This window comes from Psychrobacter sp. SZ93C1, from assembly GCF_015864635.1.
Classification (GTDB): Bacteria; Pseudomonadota; Gammaproteobacteria; order Pseudomonadales; family Moraxellaceae; genus Psychrobacter; species Psychrobacter fozii.
The window spans coordinates 117,290-135,913 of sequence record NZ_JADYWY010000010.1 but is presented as its reverse complement, the minus strand read 5'-3'; the positions used below and the strand labels follow the sequence as shown (position 1 = coordinate 135,913).

General features: G+C 43.9%; 9 protein-coding genes. 6 read left to right on the top strand and 3 right to left on the bottom strand.

Features of this window, described 5'->3' with window-relative positions; translation table 11 throughout:
• Positions 1–155: 155 nt before the first annotated feature.
• Positions 156–1,388 (bottom strand): succinyldiaminopimelate transaminase, encoded by a 1,233-nt coding sequence (gene dapC, locus I6E83_RS12875; RefSeq protein ID WP_197102383.1) that lies wholly within the window; start codon positions 1,386–1,388, stop codon positions 156–158.
• Between the two features lie 258 nt (positions 1,389–1,646).
• Between dapC and I6E83_RS12870 the strand changes: the two genes are divergently transcribed.
• Positions 1,647–2,318, top strand: coding sequence for a hypothetical protein (locus I6E83_RS12870; RefSeq protein ID WP_197102382.1), 672 nt, complete (start codon positions 1,647–1,649; stop codon positions 2,316–2,318).
• Positions 2,319–2,463: 145 nt separating this feature from the next.
• On the opposite strand, the gene glnD is transcribed toward I6E83_RS12870, so the two are convergent.
• Both glnD and map read right to left on the bottom strand, forming a co-directional pair.
• Positions 2,464–5,208 carry a [protein-PII] uridylyltransferase gene (gene glnD, locus I6E83_RS12865; protein ID WP_197102381.1) on the bottom strand — a complete coding sequence of 915 codons (2,745 nt, stop codon included), beginning with the start codon at positions 5,206–5,208 and terminating at the stop codon, positions 2,464–2,466.
• 312 nt (positions 5,209–5,520) lie between these two features.
• Positions 5,521–6,312 (bottom strand): type I methionyl aminopeptidase, encoded by a 792-nt coding sequence (map, locus tag I6E83_RS12860; RefSeq protein ID WP_406947678.1) that lies wholly within the window; start codon positions 6,310–6,312, stop codon positions 5,521–5,523.
• A 462-nt stretch (positions 6,313–6,774) separates the two neighbouring features.
• Between map and I6E83_RS12855 the strand changes: the two genes are divergently transcribed.
• The 5 genes from I6E83_RS12855 to I6E83_RS12835 all read left to right on the top strand — a co-directional run bounded on the left by I6E83_RS12855 (position 6,775) and on the right by I6E83_RS12835 (position 18,422).
• Positions 6,775–7,260, top strand: a complete 486-nt coding sequence (locus I6E83_RS12855; protein ID WP_197102379.1) for an META domain-containing protein — start codon at positions 6,775–6,777, stop codon at positions 7,258–7,260.
• A 273-nt stretch (positions 7,261–7,533) separates the two neighbouring features.
• A complete protein-coding gene (locus I6E83_RS12850; RefSeq protein ID WP_197102378.1) occupies positions 7,534–8,535 on the top strand; it encodes a PD40 domain-containing protein in 1,002 nt (333 codons plus the stop codon).
• A 184-nt stretch (positions 8,536–8,719) separates the two neighbouring features.
• Complete coding sequence (locus I6E83_RS12845; RefSeq protein ID WP_197102376.1) at positions 8,720–9,370, top strand: hypothetical protein; 651 nt, start codon at positions 8,720–8,722, stop codon at positions 9,368–9,370.
• Positions 9,371–9,830: 460 nt separating this feature from the next.
• A complete protein-coding gene (locus I6E83_RS12840; RefSeq protein WP_194365113.1) occupies positions 9,831–11,906 on the top strand; it encodes a flotillin family protein in 2,076 nt (691 codons plus the stop codon).
• 372 nt (positions 11,907–12,278) lie between these two features.
• Positions 12,279–18,422, top strand: a complete 6,144-nt coding sequence (locus I6E83_RS12835; RefSeq protein ID WP_197102374.1) for a DNA repair ATPase — start codon at positions 12,279–12,281, stop codon at positions 18,420–18,422.
• Positions 18,423–18,624 lie beyond the last annotated feature (202 nt).

The window sequence follows — 18,624 nt, the reverse complement described above, 5'->3', positions numbered from 1 at the left end:
TTTATTGTTCAGAGTGAGGACACGCCCTAGGTAAAAGATACTTTACTATAGCACTATTGCAGCAAAAAACCTCTAATAACCACATTTATATTGTGGCTATTAGAGGTTGGTGTTGTTCTTGAAGATTAATGCGTGCAAAGCACTGCTTATGCATCCTATGCGCCAAGTAGTTTTCGAATACGGCTTATTGCTTCACGGCTCTCATCGACACTAGCGACCAGAGCAATACGCACATAACCTTGCCCAGGGTTTTTACCATTCACCTCACGTGATAGATAGCGACCTGCTAAAGCATGAATATTGGCTTGCTCATACAGCGCTTTGACAAACAGCTCGTCATTACCATTGAACTGCTTAGGCGCTTTTATCCAAAAGTAAAATCCAGCCTCAGGCATCCGCAACTCTAATAGGTCACCAAGCTCCGACATCCATAAGGCAAATTTTTCCTGATAGAGTGCGCGATTGTGCGCCACATGCTTTTCATCTTGCCAAGCAGCGATAGAGGCGAGCTGGTGCGGTATCGGCATGGCACAGCCTTGATAGGTGCGATATTGCAGATACGCCTGCAATATATTGGCATCACCCGCCACAAATCCTGAGCGTAAACCAGGCAGGTTTGAGCGTTTGGATAAAGAATGAAAGACGATACAGTTCTTAAATTTATGACGACCGAGTGTCGCGCAGGCTTGCAACAGTCCAATCGGCGCTGTATCAAAATACAGCTCGCTATAGCATTCGTCACTAGCAATGATAAAATCGTACTGATCGGATAGGCGAATGAGGTACTCCCAATCATCCATCGTCATGACTGAGCCTGTCGGATTATTCGGACTACAGACAAACAGAAGCTGCGTGCGTGCCCAAACTTCTTTTGGTACTGCGCGATAATCCCCTTTAAAGTCATTATCTAGTGTGCAAGGGACAAAGTAAGGCGTTGCTTGTGCCAATATGGCCGCACCCTCATATATTTGATAAAAGGGGTTGGGCATGACCACGGTAGGAGGTTGACCAGATACAGACAGCGAATGATTGCCAGTATCGATGACTTTGTGATCGACGACCGCTTGTACCAAACTAAAAATAGCCTCGCGTGTTCCCATCACTGGCAATACTTGTGTATTAGCATCGACATGATTTAAGAAAAACCGCTTCTCTAACCAATGTGCAATGGTTTGGCGTAGCTCAAACAGGCCATTGGTCGTTGGGTAACGGCTTATTTTGTCCAAATTTTCGCGTAGTACGTCCAGTACAAAAGCGGGTGGCTCATGCTTTGGTTCACCAATACCCAGTTTGATTTCACTGTAGTTATGGGCTGGGGTGCTATCGGCCAGTAGGGTAGCCATTTTTGCGAAAGGGTAAGGATGCAGGTACGTTAAGTTGTGATTCATAGGTAGGGTAACTATAATAGACAATTAATAATAAAGTTATAAAGAAAATTTACATTTAAGCAGTGTAGCACTTCTCTTGTTTTTTGTCTTTTTCTTCTTTTCATGCTCAGACTGCCAAGCTATTGGAGCATAAACGATGAAATAGACACAGAGGTAACGTGCTGAAAAATGCTCAGAAAATCTTATCAATTGATAACTTATAACAATACAAAAATCTCTATCAGTCCTAATGATAGATCATGGTAAGGATAATTTGATATGCCTAGTGTTGCAAAACCCGATAGTCTTGACGCTAAAGATATCAATGATGAAAACTCTAATGGTAGCCTGCCACGTACCAAATTGTACGAGCGACTCAAGCAACGCGAGCACAGCTGGTGGCAATCGCGTCAGCAACTGATTAACCGTAAAGAAAGAAAAATGTTTTGGTACGGTGAAAACAGTCTGATGATGTGGTTCTTATGGCAATTGGTCAGCTATGTCATCGTGGCAATGCTGCTGATGTTACTTAGCAAGTTGCTGGGTATCATGCTGCCCTTATGGCAATATGTTGCTCTGTTTACCTTACAGACAATCATATTTTTGGTTATGTTGGCAGCCAAAGGTCAAATGGCGAATACTTTGCAATGCAAGATCGACAAAGACGAGTTGCTACGTGAAGAAGCTATGAATGAAATGATTATTTTAGCAGAGGACAGTCTCTATCCAGATGTGCATGCCCATGCCCCTCTTTCGCTAAGAGAGATGTATGAGTATTTTGACAAAAGTTTTCATTTAGCAAGCTTACATTGTTTGCTAAAAAGAGAGGTCGATGCTGGGCGTTTAATACTGACGCAAAAGCATATCGAAGCAGAGATTTTGCCACCAGATCTTGCTGATGATGAGCTCAATGAGCACGCTAGCGAGATGATATACAAAAGCACTTTATAAGAAACCGCTTCGCTATTAGATATCAATGTAGTCGGATATAAATACAGTTAGATATAAAAAAGCATGCCATCGATAATTCTATCAATGGCATGCTTTCTGCTTTTCTATAGGGCTTTTTTGACGTACCTACTGCACCACATTTGATTTAATAAAGCGGGCAGTCTTTCTGCACACTAAGACTGGCAATCAATGCTAATTTTAAGGCTTCTAGTCTGTCAGCAGATAGAGGCTCATCGTTCTGATCACTGATATAAAACATATCTTCTGCACGCTCACCCAAAGTGGTAATGCGAGCCGCGTGAACCTCAATCTTCTCTTGCAAGAATACTTGCCCAACTCGTGCGAGTAATCCTGGCTGATCGAGTGTCTCTAAGCTCATAACGTGCTGATCTGAGGCCTCGTTAAACTCAAATTTGATAACCGTAGTCACTTCAAAGTTTCTGAGCTGACGCGGAATGCGCTTGTTTGTGATCTTTAGCACTGTGGGGTCTTTAAAGGCGCTGATTAAACGTTGCTTGAGCTCTTGCTGACTCTCTTCATCGATTAATAACGTGCCAGTAGGGTCAAGCAGTACATAAGAATCCAAAGCGAAGTCACGCGTGGCAGTAATAATCCGTGCATCTAAGACATCTAGATTCATTTGATCGAACACTGCCATAGTGACGGCAAATAGATTCATCTGATCTTGGGTATAAACAAAGACTTGCACAGCATCCAGTGCCAGCTCTCTATGCTCACGCAGTACGACCAATGGCGGACTATCAGCGTTGGAGGCAAGACCAATCGGTGGATGATTCAAGATAGCTTCGGTATGCCATAAAATATCCTCAGCGATCTCTCGTAAGAAGTACTCGTCGCCCAAGTCATCCCATAGTCTCAGTACTTCTTCGCGATTCATGTGCTGATTATTCACATTGGCCAGCATATTTAAAGCTTGCGTGCGTGTCGCACTAATCATATCTTGGCGGTTGGTTGGGGCATCAATATCTGCGCGCAAAATACGACGAGTTTGTGAGTACAGCTGTTTCATGAGCGTGGCGCGCCAGCTATTCCACAACTGTGGATTGGTAGCGTTCATATCTGCGACGGTGAGCACATATAGATGGTTGAGATGGGTGACATTACCAACGAGATCTGAGAATAACGTGACAACTTCAGGATCTGAGATATCTTTTTTCTGAGCGGTCATCGACATCAATAGATGATAACGGGTCAGCCAGCCGACCAAGTTGGCATCCGCCAAACTCATGCCATGTGCTAAGCAAAACTCAATCGATTCGGTTTGGCCAAGCTCGCTATGATTGCCGCCGCGACCTTTGGCGATATCATGGAACATCGCTGCCAGTACTAATATCTCTTTGCGTTCAATACGCTGAAAGATAGAGCTGACCAGTGGAAAGTCTTCATAAAAACGCGAATCCGTGAAACGGTGCAAAATCCGAATCAAAAACAACGTGTGCGCATCAACCGTATAACGATGGAATAAATCGTATTGCATAAGACCAGTCACTTGGGCAAAAGCAGGGATATAATTCCCTAATACGCCATAGCGGTTCATGGTACGTAGACGGTGAAACAGATAATTCTGTTCTTTTAAATTGGCTAAAAACAGGGCTTGGTGAGCAGGATTATCACGATAGACCTGATCGATACCACGTGCGGCGATTTTTAATGCGCGCAGGGTATGCGTACGGACGTTTTTAATATTATGTTGACCCATCAATAAAAACATCTCTAGGATGGCTTCTGGATGCTGAGCAAATACCCGATGATGTGCCATAGAGATTTGATCGCCAACTTGATTAAAGCGTGCATTGATCGGATGCTTTTTAGGTCGCTCGTCATCTGATAGCTTTGGCTCTATAATCGTTTCGTAATAATGATTGGTGAGCATTTCAGACAGAGTCGATATCTGCATGGCACAGCGATAATAATCTCGCATAAAGCGTTCAACAGCAGCATTAGGCTCGTCGTCTGGTTGAGTCTCATAGCCCATTAGCTGGGCAATCTCACGCTGATAATCAAATAGTAGCTTGTTTTCGTTCCGACCTGTCAATACATGCAGGTAATGACGTATTTGCCATAAATAACCTTCTGCAAAACTCAGTTCATCAAACTCTTTTTCAGTCAAAAAGTTCTGCTGTACCAAGTCATATAGCTTGCCCACTCGGAAGTAACGCTTAGTCACCCAACCGATAATATGGATATCGCGCAAGCCGCCAGGAGCGGTCTTGATATTTGGCTCAAGGTTATATTCGGTAGCATTGTGCTGTAGATGGCGCGCTTTAGCTTCTTCGATTTTTACCTCAAAGAAACTACGCGGTGACCACTGTTCGTTGACAATTTTGACAGGCATCTCTTGTAGTGCTTCATTGCCAATCAATAGCCGAGCTTCGAGCTGTGCGCTAGCAATAGTATGATCAAGTGCAGCTTCGAGCGCATCATTGACGGTACGTACCGAAAGCGCAGGCTCCAGTCCGATATCCCACAACAATGCAACCAATCGATCAATTTTCCCACTGGTCTCAGCGTCAATCTCATCAGGAGATAATAATAAAATATCGATATCTGAATAGAGCGACAGCTCGCCGCGACCGTAACCACCCGTGGCAAAGAATGCCAAGTCGGTCTTATCCAGCTCAAACCACTTAAACAAAGCAATCAGTAACTCGTCTATCGCACAGGCACGAACGGTCACCAACTGACGAATATTAACACCACGCTCGAGTGCGCGACTGATGTCTTCATTGATTTGAGTCAACCACTTAGGAATACCCAGCAGTGGTTTTTCGGCGTTATCGCTATCTGATAGTGATGTGTTGGTCGCTATGTCAGCTGACAGCAACGGTAATGGCGTTAGGTCAATAGAGGTGATATCACAATTAAACATGAGTGTTATCCAATTAAGAGTTTAGAGATAGCTCGTTAAGATGAAAGCCTATGACAACTATGGTGCTATAGTCAATCCACTATAAATTCGATACGGTGTCAGTCTCGCTTAGTCTACTAACTGTAGTACTTTCACTCGGCTTCCTTGTATCAAAATATATTGAACCGATCATATGTAGCGTACTATAAAAATCAGGATGTGCTAAAACTGCATGGGTATGAAAAGTATAAAGATAAAAGATCAATAAGCATAATACTCAATTCACCCTGATTATAGTCCAAAAAAAGACCGCCTAGGCGATCTTTTATTATATTACTGAGTCAAAAAGCTTAAATCTTCTTCAGGGCGGGTGGTAAACACCTCACAACCATTATCTGTCACGACCATCGTATGCTCCCATTGGGCAGACAGCTTACGGTCTTTGGTAATAGCCGTCCATTCATCCGGCAAGATTTTGGTCTGCCATTTGCCTTCATTAATCATTGGCTCGATGGTGAACGTCATCCCTGTTTTTAGCTCAAAGCCTGTGCCTTTTTTGCCATAGTGCATGACTTGTGGCTCGTGATGGAATTCATTACTGATGCCGTGTCCACAGAACTCACGTACGATACTGAAACGCTCAGGCTCGACCACTTCTTGAATTGCGGCACCCACATCGCCTAGACGTGCACCGTTTTTGACAACACTCATACCTGCATAGAGTGCATCCTGTGCCACTTTACAGATGCGCTTGGCCATAATAGAGCCGTTGCCGACAATCCACATTTTTGACGTATCGCCGTAATAGCCATCTTTGATGACAGTCACATCAATGTTGATGATATCGCCATCTTTTAGCAGTTTGTTTTCGCTCGGAATACCGTGACAAACCACATGGTTGACCGAGGTGCAGATTGATTTCGGAAAACCGTTATAGTTGAGCGGTGCAGGGATAGCGTCTTGTACATTAACGATATAGTCATGAGCAAGACGGTTCAATGCTTCGGTGCTGACACCCACTTTAACGTGTTCGTCTAACATAACCAGCAAATCGCTGGCCAGTTTACCGGCAACACGCATTTTTTCTATGGCTTCTGGAGATTGGATCAAGGATTTTTTAGTCATCATAATCGTACTTATAGTTATGGAATTAATAGGGGGGATTATAGCATAAATGCAGGCGCGACTGTTTTGAGAGAGTGGCGAGCAAGTCTGGCGCTATATTATCCGTACACTGCTATTAATAGTCCTGTTCTCAAAAATTTCAAGATTTCTGTACTGATGAGTATCGTGTTCGGATTAGCTAACAGTTACCTACATATCAGGTGCTATCAGCATGGTTCATAAGCGAGTGTAGATGTATATCAAATACTTCAAACGAGGTTAACGCAGTAATATTTCTATAGTGGAACGACTATACTGAAGCTATGATGACAATTAGGCATTAATTATGCACAATAGAATGCGCTATGCAGATTGATAAGTTTGATAATTATTAACAATAAAAATCATTGATGGAAAACACGAGATGACATGCACTAGATACTCGTACTTAAAATTTTGAATTGAATCGATATAGGAGTTTATATGAAGAACACAACTAAAATGATGATGGCCGCAACGCTGGCTATAGGTACGCTTGCTGCTGGTTGCCAAACCACAAATATTACGGCACCTGTCACTCAACCAGTAACTTCTGCTGCTTTACAAGCCTATAACTGGCAGTTGGTCGATGCTAAGCTCACTAACGGTGATAAAGTTAGCCAACTGTTCTTTGATCCTGCCAAACCGTTAACGCTAAATTTTATGAATAATAATGGCAGCGATTACGTGGCATTTATGAACACCTGCAACAGTATGAGTGCGGGCTATAGTGTTGTTAATGGCGATGTACAAATCAAAAATGGCATCAGTACTATGATGGCCTGCCCAGAACCGCAAGCAAGCTTCGATAAAGCGACTTTGGCAACGGTAGAAGGTAAGTATAGCCTCAATAAAAATGCCAATAATGTTCCTATTTTGACCATCAAGAATGACAGTCAAATCGCACATTTCAAAGCCGTTGCTAAATAAAGCTTTTTCTACTTAATCCAATCTTTAAGCGATTGAGCCTCTCTGCAAGCTGTGTTGCAATATAAGATTTCAAAGCAAAGTAGTACTTTGATTAAGCCTCACTTTATAGTGGGGCTTTTTTTGTTCAAAACTAAGGTCCAATTTACGTTACACTAGTGTAACAAGTTGTATTTGACCAACACTGCATCTAGCTCACACTGCGTCTAGCTCACACTGCGTCTAACCAACACTTTGCGACGTACCTTTCATAGCGTACCTATTGGACTTTACTTTATGCTAAAAACTTCTTTGTTAAAACCAACGGTCAGCATGCGTATAATAAGCAGCACGGTCGCTATAGCAGCTCTCAGCGCTTTAGCTGGCTGTCAGACGTTGCCTAGCAAATCAGCCAATATGTCTACCAGTACCGTCGATAGTAATCCACTAACTGCGCGTATGCCTGTGATGGACCGTCAAGGGCGCATAGCCTATGTGGATGAGCAGGGTACAGGTACCGCAAAAATATCGACATTGTATAGCATCCGTCCTGATGGTAGCGATCGTCAATTGATTGATCAGATAAATGGTTATATCTATTCGCCTGCATGGTCTGCGGATGGTCAATGGCTTGCTTATAGTAAACAAGTACCACGTCAAAACCCAAAAATTTATATCTATGACCGAAAAAGTAAAACCCAAAGTCTGATAGTTAATGCTGAAGGCAGTAATATGTCCGCGTCATTCTCACCTGATGGTCAAAAACTCCTCTATAGCTCAACCGTCGGTGGCAACGCAGATATTTATGAGATGCGTCTGAACGATGGTAATACCAAACAGTTGACTACATTATCAAGCACTGAGGTACAGCCAAGCTATGCGTCTGATGGCAAAAGCTTTGTCTATACCAGTGATAAAGTCCGTGCTGGACGCCCAAGTATCTATCGCTATGACTTTGCCACTGGCAATGCGACGCCTATGCCGACTAGTGGCTATGTCGCGAGTCCTCAACTCAGTGCAGATGGTCAGCAGTTAGCGTATCTCAACGGTCGCAAGGCTGCGGTTATGACATTGGCTACCCGTCAAACCATCGATCTTGCAGAAACAGGACTTGATGAGCCTGCACGGTTATCACCGTCTGGACAGTATGCAGTTTATCCAATGCGCAGCTCGCAAGTGAGCAGCCAAGGCACTAGAAATATAGGCAGCCTCGTTATCCGCTCGTTATCTGGCAACACAAGCTACAGTATTAATAGTGACGCTGGCGGGATGGTGCGTTCACCGATTTGGGGACGCTAATGGCGAAATCTATGTATTATAGGGTGAGATGTCTATATAATTAATAAAGAAACATAAGTTGATTCTATGACTTAAGTTTTCATGAACGTCACATAAATTTTATAAACGGCTCATCAAGATTCTGCGTATCAAAATGCTTTATATAGAGATACTGGATTAGGTGAGCAAAAGGAGAAAGTACGTAATGCAAGAGTCGTTTTTGATATTCATCACCAAAATCAGCTTGTACCCGACGATAGTCTTTACAGGATTGGTGATGTTTGTGACCTTGTATTGGATGGTTTCTTTACTTGGTATGGCAGATATGGACACGGTCGATATTGGCGATGCAAGTGGCGAGGGTAGCAATTTTACCTCATCAGGTTTTGTGTCGGGTCTGCTGCTTAAGTTCGGTCTGTATGGCGTGCCACTTATCGTTATTCTTAGCCTAATCAGTTTAATTGGTTGGTTGTTAAGTTACTTCTATACCAGTTTTTTACATCAAAATTTTGATTCAGGCATCTTATATTATCTATTCGGCACCGGAGCGCTAATCTTTGTATTGGTCATCTCCATGTGGCTGACAGGTATCATCATCTCTCCTATCCGCAACAAAATAGCCAAAATACCTAGACGCAATGCTGCTAGCAATATCGGCAAAATCGCGGTTGTGCGTACCCTTAGTGTCACGGACAAACACGGCGAAGTGGAATTGAATGATGGCGGTGCAGGATTGATACTCAAAATTCGCTCAGACATCAATGATGGCTCGCTGAAACAAGGTGATCGAGTGATGTTGGTGGAGTATTTAGAGGCAGCCAATACCTATCGCGTCGCCCCTGTAAAAGATAAATAACCACTATAGTCACTCCACTATAAAAGTGTTACTGCGTTAACCTCGCTTGAAGTATTTGATATACATCTACACTCGGTTGCCTTGTACTACTTTTAAATTGAATCGACTATATAAATAATTTAGCCACTAGTAAGTAATTTAGTCACGAGGATTCGCCATCGTTATTTTCAGCACATTATTATCGCTTTTAGCACAGAATAAGTTCACAGAATGAACAGCGATTTAGTCAGAGGTTTTAGAAGAATCTCTGGTTTATGAATAATATTTTTAGCAATGATTTAAACGGTTTTAAATTTGGTTATAGTCGGTTCAGTATAATGCAGATATAAGAATGGTGCGTAATAGAGCTATAAAGCATACGTGCTATAAAAGGTGCTATAAACAGTAAATTTAACAGGCCTGATAGCGTATCTGATTTATATAGAATTGATTATGGAATGTTTTAATTAAAGGAATGGATATGGACACACTCATTATCGTCGGCGTGGTTGTAGTGCTGGCGTTTGTTTTTATGATGGTCGCACTACTGATGCTCAAGGCCTTTTATTTTAAGGTCGAGCAGGGCAAAGCACTCATTATCAACGGTGTGAGTAAAATTGCCGTACGTTTTGATGGTGGTTTTGTTTGGCCAGTCATCAACAAAAAAGAGTTGATGAGAATCTCGCTTATCACCTTAGAAGTGGACAGACGCGGTAAAGAAGGTTTGATTTGCGCAGACAACATGCGTGCTGATATCACCGTGGCATTTTATTTACGCGTCAATGAGACCGAAGAGGATGTGCTAAAAGTCGCCAAATCGGTTGGGGTAGAGCGTGCGTCAGATAAAGTCGCTGTCAACGAGCTGTTTAATGCTAAGTTCTCAGAAGCCTTAAAAACAGTTGGTAAGCAGATTGATTTCGTCAAACTGTTTGAAAACCGCAGCGAGTTTCGCGACAGTATCGTTCAAGAAATTGGTAACGATCTGAATGGCTATGTCTTAGAAGATGTGGCGATTGATTATTTAGAGCAAACCCCAAAAGCGTCATTAGATTCAAGTAATATTTTAGATGCTGAAGGTATCAAAAAGATTACTCAATTAACGGCCTTTCAGAACGTCATCACCAACGAGCTTGAGCGTGATGAAGAGCTGGCCGTTAAGAAAAAGAATGTCGAAACCAGAGAGGCGATGCTAGAGCTTGAGCGTCAGCAAGCCGATGCCGAAGCCAAACAGCAACGTGAAATCTCGTCAGTGATTGCACGCGAAACGGCTGAAACCCGCAAGATTGAAGAAGAAGAGCGTAAAAAGTCTGAAACTGCCGTTATCTCGGTTGAGCAGGATTTGGCCATTCAGCGTGAGAATCAGCAGCGTGAAATCGAAGTAGCAGGTCAAAATCGTCTACGTGCAGTCGTCATCGAAGAAGAAAAAGTGACGCGTGCTCGTGATTTAGAAATTGTCTCTCGTGAGCGTGAAGTTGATCTGCAACGTATCGAAGCTGAACGTGCGATTGAGCTTGAGAAAAAAGAAATCGCCAACGTCATTCGTGAACGTATCGCAGTAGATAAAACGGTCGCGCAAGAAGAAGAGCGTATCAAAGAAGTTCGCGAAATTAGCGAAGCCGAGCGTTCTAAGCAAACACGCGTCCTAGCAGCAGAAGCCGATGCAGAAGAAATCAAAGTACGTCAGGTGAAAAAAGCTGAAGCAGAAGAGCTATCTGCCAAGCACAAAGCCGTCGAAATCACCACATTGGCTGCTGCTAATCTTGAAGCATCTGCCAAAGATTCAGAAGCCAAAATTAAGATGGCCGAAGGTACCAAAGCAGAAGAGTCAGCACATGGCTTCGCTGAAGCGGCTATCCAAGAAGTCAAAGCGGCTTCTTTGGAAAAAGAAGGCATTGCGAAAGCCAATATTATTAGAGCGACTGGACAAGCTGAAGCGCAATCAGATCGTGAAAAAGGCATGGCAGATGCTGAGGTTATCGCCGCTCGTGGCGAGTCTAAGGCAAAAGCTGAGCGTGATATCGGTATGGTCGATGCAGAAATCATCGCCGCTCGCGGTGAATCTACCGCCAGAGCTGAGCGTGAAAAAGGCATGGCAGATGCTCAAGTCATCGCGGCTCGCGGTGAGTCAAATGCCAAAGCAGAACGCGAAGTTGGATTGGCAAAAGCCGAAGTTACTCGCGCACATTTCCAAGCCGAAGCAGATGGTCTGGTCGAGAAATTCAATGCCATGGGTAGCATGAGCAAAGAGGCACGTGAGCACGAAGAGTTCCGCATGAGCCTTGAGACGGCCTTGCAAGAAGCGCTTGCTTCTATTGACGCTGGTAAAGAGATTGCGAAAGAAAATGCTGAAGTATTGGCAGTTGCGTTACAGAAAGCCAAAATCGATATTGTTGGCGGCGAAGCGCATTTCTTTGACAACTTTGCTAAGTCACTGTCTATCGGTAAAGCCATCGATGGCCTAGCGGGCAAGTCAGACACATTGAGCGGTATCATCAATGGTGTGATGGCCAGTCAAGCCATGAAATCAAACCAAAAAAATGATGATAAAGCGGTTTAATGCTATATCAGGTCAAATTGACGGATATTTATATATCCAGAATTAGTAAGCAACATTAATATCAATAAATCATCTGTCGTTTAGGCGGCAGATTTTTTTGGCTAACTCAGGGTGATTCAGAATAACGAATCATGATGAGTTGGTTAATCTAAAAAAATAGCAGTGACCACTTGTTTTTTTAGATTAGCCAAGTGCTTCTTTACTTTCAATGATTCTTTATTGCCCAAAATTCTCTTATAGTGGATTCAGTTTAAAAGAGATACAAGGCAACCGAGTGCAGATGTATATGTGATACTTCAAGCGAGGTTAACGCTGTAGCTCTTTTATAAAGGATTGACTATATTACGTAAAAACAGAAACGGACGAGCAACGATGGCGGACACGCAAAACTCAACAAATTCAGACAGCAACGATAACGCTAATCAAGCCAACCAAACCGATCAGGCAGTTGCTTCAGGCAATGCTTATGAGCTCATCAAAAAACGTCTGACGGAACAAGGCGGCCGTTTAGAGACGCAAACGCAGACGCTCAATAATGCACGTCTCGAAGAGTTTGGCAGCACCCAAATGCAAGTCATCGCCCGTACTCGTATTCGTACCGAGTACAACTGTGTGGCACAAGACATGGTGCAGGTCGGCGATTATTTGCTGTTTGGCTACAACGTTTTTATGGGGCTCAAACGCGCAAGTAATATTAAAGACGTATTGTCGTTATATCGTCTGAACGAGCCAGCTGGTAATGAAGAAGAGTATCAGCTCGAAGAGGTTGATTTAAAAGGGACGTTTTTGGCTCAAGATGCTTTTGTCCAAGACTTCAATGAGCTGTATCGATATTACAAACAAACGCGCCTGATTCAAATAACGGTGAAAGATAGCAAATTGCTATTGGCATTTCAGATTGGTGAGCGCATCACTGATATTCGAGTATTCCGTTTTGCGTTAGATTTTAGCCAAGGCACACCAGAGTCGGCGCAAGTCGCTTATGTGGACAATCGAGGCGAGCGTGACATTGAACTGCCGCCTGCTTATGATTTCGACTGGATTGAGACCACACGCGATCAAATGGTGAATGGCAAATATCCCCATATGAATATCTTGGATACGATATTTGTGGAAACCGTCGGTGGCGATTTGACCATCAAGATTGAGGATAATACGCAGTCAGGGCAAGGTATTTATAGCGAACCGGTCAATGACCGCACCCAGTCGCTGACGGATGCTGAGATTGCGTATGCCAAAGTCGGCAGTCTAATACTGCTTAAGATATTGCCCTATCGTGAAGAGGACTACCGTTATTTTGTTTATAACACTTTGACAGAAGCGGTGCTACGATTGGATGCGATTGGACAGTCGTGTGTTCAGCTACCAGAAGACCATGGCATCATGTTTCCGGGTGGTTATTATCTACAGACGGGTGAGTATAAGCTGTTCGAGGCCAATAATGTTGGCGCTACTGACTTACGGTTTAAGCGTAAAATTGTATCGCCAAATGGGGAAGATGTTCTATTTTTATTTTACGACAGAGACTTGGGCGTCACGGGGCTGTTCCCTTATAACCTGATTAAAAAGCAATTGGCAAACCCTATCTATTGCAACGGTATGGCTTTGGCTGAGAATGGCCGCTTGGTGCTGTTTAGTGACCAAAGTGAGCCGTCTCGTATTCACCCGATGCAGATATGGCACACGCCTTATGCCTCGCATGAGTATGTCAGTGAGCTGCCAGAGAGCACGAGCTTCTATGGCAAAATCGGCAATAAAGAGCTGGTACGCGGCATCTCAGATCTTTATAGCATTACTCGCCTGATTGACAATCAAAGCGTCTCTCAAAAGCTCTATGAAGAGCTTACCAATAATACCAGCCGACTTTTTGACAGCTATTATTGGTTGTCTGAGCCTGAGCTGAGCGAAGTCGCCAGTAGTATTAAGGAAGTGACGGCCACGGCTGAGCTGGTCATTGATGAATTCGCCAAAGTACAAAGTATCCAAAAGCAAACCCAAACCGCGCTAGCCGATGCTGATACGCAGCAAAGTGAGATTTTGCGGCAGATACGCGTTACTAGCTTTGAGTCTGCCAGTGATTATGTCGATCAGTTGTCAGCGTTAAGACGCCAAAAAGGCCGTTTGGTCAGCTTGGAGGATTTGCGTTATCTAGATGCCGATAAGCTACAAGCGTTACAAGAACAATTAGAGGAAGCAGAGAGCGAGCTTGCCGAAAAAACGGTGCTGTTTTTAAGTGGTGAAGAGGCGCTTTCGAGTTACGAAGGTATATTGGTCGATGTCAGTGAGCGTTTAAACACGGCTGAAACCAATGCTGAGCTAAAACCCGTACTAGAAAAAATCGATGAAACAGCGCAAGGGTTAGATTTATTGACCGAGTTGCTAGGCACATTAGATGTGGCCGATGCCACGGTGCGTACGCAAATTATCGATGACATATCGACCATTTATGCGAGTCTAAATCAGAGCAAAGCCAAGCTCAACCATAAGCGTAAAAACCTAGGCTCTGCTGAAGCCGTTGCACAATTTGGTGCGCAGTTTAAGCTGTTCGGTCAGTCCATTGCTAATGCCTTATCCATTGCCAATACCCCTGAGAAGTCAGATGAGCAAATGGCAAAATTGCTGGTACAGCTAGAAGAGTTGGAGAGTCAGTTTGCTGATCCAGAAACCAATAGTGGCGATCAGTTTTTAGCCGATATTATTAGTAAACGTGAAGAGATTTACGAAACCTTTGAAAACCATAAGCAGCAACTGCTTGATGCTCGCAACCGTAAAGCGCAAAACTTAGGTGATGGCGCGCTGCGAATGCTTGAGAGTATTAAAAAACGCACGCAAAGCACAGGTGTCACAGGCTTTACAGAAGAGGAAGCGTTAAATACGTATTTTGCGGCTGATGGTCTGGTGCAAAAAGTCCGTAACATCGCAAAAGAGCTACAAGCGATGGGCTTTAGCGTAAAAGCCGATGACATAGACTCCCGTCTAAAAGCCATCCAAATCGAGAGCTATAAGAGCTTAAAAGACAAGTCGGACTTGTTTGAAGATGGTGGTCAAATCATCAAACTGGGTAAGCATCGTTTTTCGGTCAATACTCAGCCATTGGATTTGACCTTATTGAGTCGTCAGCAGTCAGATGGCAAGCGTGTGCTGAATTTGCATCTAACGGGTACCGACTATTATGAAGTGCTTAATAATACTGAGCTAAACGCCTTGCGCCCGTACTGGGACATGAATATCGCCTCCGAGTCTGATAAGGTGTACCGCGCCGAGTACTTGGCGTATAGCATTATTGAAAGTGCTAAAAATAGCCAAGACGGCCTAACCGAAGAACGTCTATATCAAGCATACGATGCGACTGTCATTACGCTCGATGTTAATGGCGATATTGATAATGACAGTCCATTGTCCAAACTGGTCAAAGCTTACGCCACCCCTCGCTATCAGCTTGGCTATGACAAAGGTATTCATGACCATGATGCCACGCTATTACTGATGCAAATCCTGCCGACATTGCGTGAGGCAGGGCTACTGATTTATACCCCGCAAGTACGAGCATTGGCGCAATTATTCTATTGGCAGTTAAAGATCGTGCAAGCGCTTGGTTTAGACAGTTTACGTCAATTTGGTTATGACAAATGGCTGAATGAATCAGTGCTGACACGCGCAAATAACTGGACGGATAGAGCCGCCACCGCCGAGCAACTGCGCCGTGCATTGGGCAGCGATACTGCGAAGTCTCTATTGGTCGAGGACATGAGCCAAGTGATGCGTCATTTTGTTATGGCTCATAATGATGACAGTCTTAGCGCTGATAAAGATGGTAGCGTTGATAAAGGCGCTAACATCTTCAAATCAAGCTACGTTCAGCTTGCTTGTGAATATTTGGTGAGTGTCATGGGGCAGTCGGCTGAATCGAATGCAGGTGCATATAACACAATAAAATGGCAAACCAGCCAACAAGCGCAGCAGTTGTGTGAGCAGCTAAGCCAAACGCTAAATAGCGCGTCAGGTAGCACGCAAAATACCGCCAGTTTTGATCAACTACAGTCTTCTATCAGTAAGCTTGGATTCCAACCCAAATCAGCCTATGAGCTACTAGCCACATGGTTTCATGCACTACTTGATAAAACCTACGGCAGTACTGAGTCGGCTAACGTATTAGCTGATGGCACGGATGAGGCAGGCGAGGCACTCAGTGAAGATCAGCTTGCTGAGATTGAAACACAAAACGCGCTACGCAAGCAGCAATTAGAGAGTGGCCGTCATTATGTGCCTGAAGCCATTGCTGTCTTACTTACCCAGTTAAATGATGCTCAGCGTGAAGCTTTGGTGCAACGATTGATTGATTCAGGTGCTACTTTTAATAAAGGGGCTTTTAATAAAGGGCTAAGTGCTAAAGGATTGGACAATCAAGGTTTAAACAGTACAGGTACCAGTGGCACACCATCGGCCTTGTCATTTTCCTCAATCACCTCGTCGGCTACGTCATCGACTACATCATTGACCAGTATTAATAATCCGCTCAATCAAGTGCAAAGTTTTGAGCGTAGCACGGGTAAGGTATCGCTTGAGATACAAGTCAATAATTTGCTGGGTGAGCATATACGTATTCATCAGCAGACCTTAACCTTTGCCGTCGATGATTTCTTAAATCGTTTGCATCATCATGATACCCAAGTTATCCCTGCCTATAGACGTTATCTGGCCATGCGCTCAGAGATATTGCATGACTCAAAAGAGACGTTGCGACTGGACGAATTTATGCCACGTCCATTGTCCTCATTTGTACGTAACCGTCTGATTAATGAGAGCTACCTGCCGCTCATCGGTGACAATCTTGCCAAACAGATGGGCACGGTCGGCGAGGATAAGCGTACCGATTTGATGGGTATTCTCATGATGATATCGCCACCAGGGTATGGTAAAACCACTTTGATGGAATACGTGGCAAACCGTCTCGGCCTTATCTTTATGAAGATTAACTGTCCGTCACTCGGTCATGACGTCACCTCATTAGACCCCGAAAAAGCACCCAATGCTACCGCCCGAGAAGAGTTGAATAAAATCAACTTGGCCTTTGAGATGGGCAATAACGTCATGCTTTATCTCGATGATATTCAGCATACCCATGCAGAATTTTTGCAGAAGTTTATCTCATTGGGCGATGGCACACGCCGTATCGATGGTGTCTGGCAAGGTAAGACTAAGACATATGACATGCGTGGCAAAAAGTTCTGCGTGGTCATGGCAGGTAACCCATATACCGAAAGCGGCGAAGCATTTAAAGTCCCTGACATGCTCGCCAACCGTGCCGATATCTACAACTTAGGCGATATCATGAGCGGTATGGAAGAGGTGTTTGCCCTCAGTTATATCGAAAACTCGCTGACCTCTAATACCGTCCTCGCACCAATGGCTAACCGTGACTTAAGCGATGTGCATCGTTTGATTAAAATGGCAAAAACGGACAATGCGAATCTTGCCCAAGCACAAAGTAGCGATCTGACGTATCCGTATAGCACTTCAGAAGTTAACGAAATTATCGCTATTTTGCGCCATATGTTTAGGGTGCAAGAAGTCATTTTGGACGTCAACCAAGCCTATATTGCCTCCGCCTCGCAAGATGATAAGTATCGTGTTGAGCCGATATTTAAGCTACAGGGCAGTTATCGCAATATGAACAAGATGACCGAAAAACTATCGGCGGTCATGAATGAAAGCGAGCTGAACCAGCTGATAGATGATCATTATCTAGGCGAGTCACAGCTTTTGACCCAAGGCGCAGAGAGCAACTTGCTCAAGCTTGGTGAGATGCGTGGTGTCTTGACCGAAGCAGAAACAGAGCGTTGGGCGCAAATCAAAGCCGACTTCCTACGTAACAAAGCCATGGGCGGTGAAGATGGTGATACTGGCGCACGTATCGTCGCCCAGTTGGTCGACTTGGCCAGTGGTTTCGATGCCATCAGTAACCAGTTTGAGACATACTTAACGAAAAACGATCCAGAGCAAATCGCTCGCTTACGAGAAGCAGGACAACAAGCGCAACTCGATGCCCAGCTAAACGCCCAATTAGAAGCACAGAAAATACTTGCCGATAGCGTCGTTAATAATGCCAAAGTCGTCAGCGATAGCATCGATAACGGCTTTGAAAAAAGTCTGAATCAGCTGATGCAAATATACAAGCATGATCACAACGCTGAGAAGGCAGAAGGCGAGTATCTCAAGCAAAACCAATATGCACAAAAGCAGCTCATGGTGCAGCTGGTCAACGCGGTGGAGCAACTGGCGCAAAAAATGGCGGATAGCTTGGTTAGCAATAATGATAATCAAACAGCCGATAGCGATATCCCTGATATTCATCAGCAAACGGCATTGATGGCAACTGCCCTCAAGCAAGCGTTAGAGCCATTGACGATGCGGATGGATGAGAAGCTAGCGATTGATACCAGCACAGATCAATCTGGTAAGTTAATCGTCAATAGTCTAAATAGACTCAATAAAATCTTTGATGATTATGATTAATCACTACTGATTAATAGCTGACGATTAGTCACTACTGGTTAACAGCTATGATTGATGGCTAACGATTAAGCGTTAATGCTTAATTATTAAAGTTTATGAGCAATTCTGATGATTAGCAGTTATGAATAGCATGTATAAATAGGGCTTATGATTAAGAGACAGTGGTAATATAGTCGGCAACAGCTACTTTGGATACAATGAC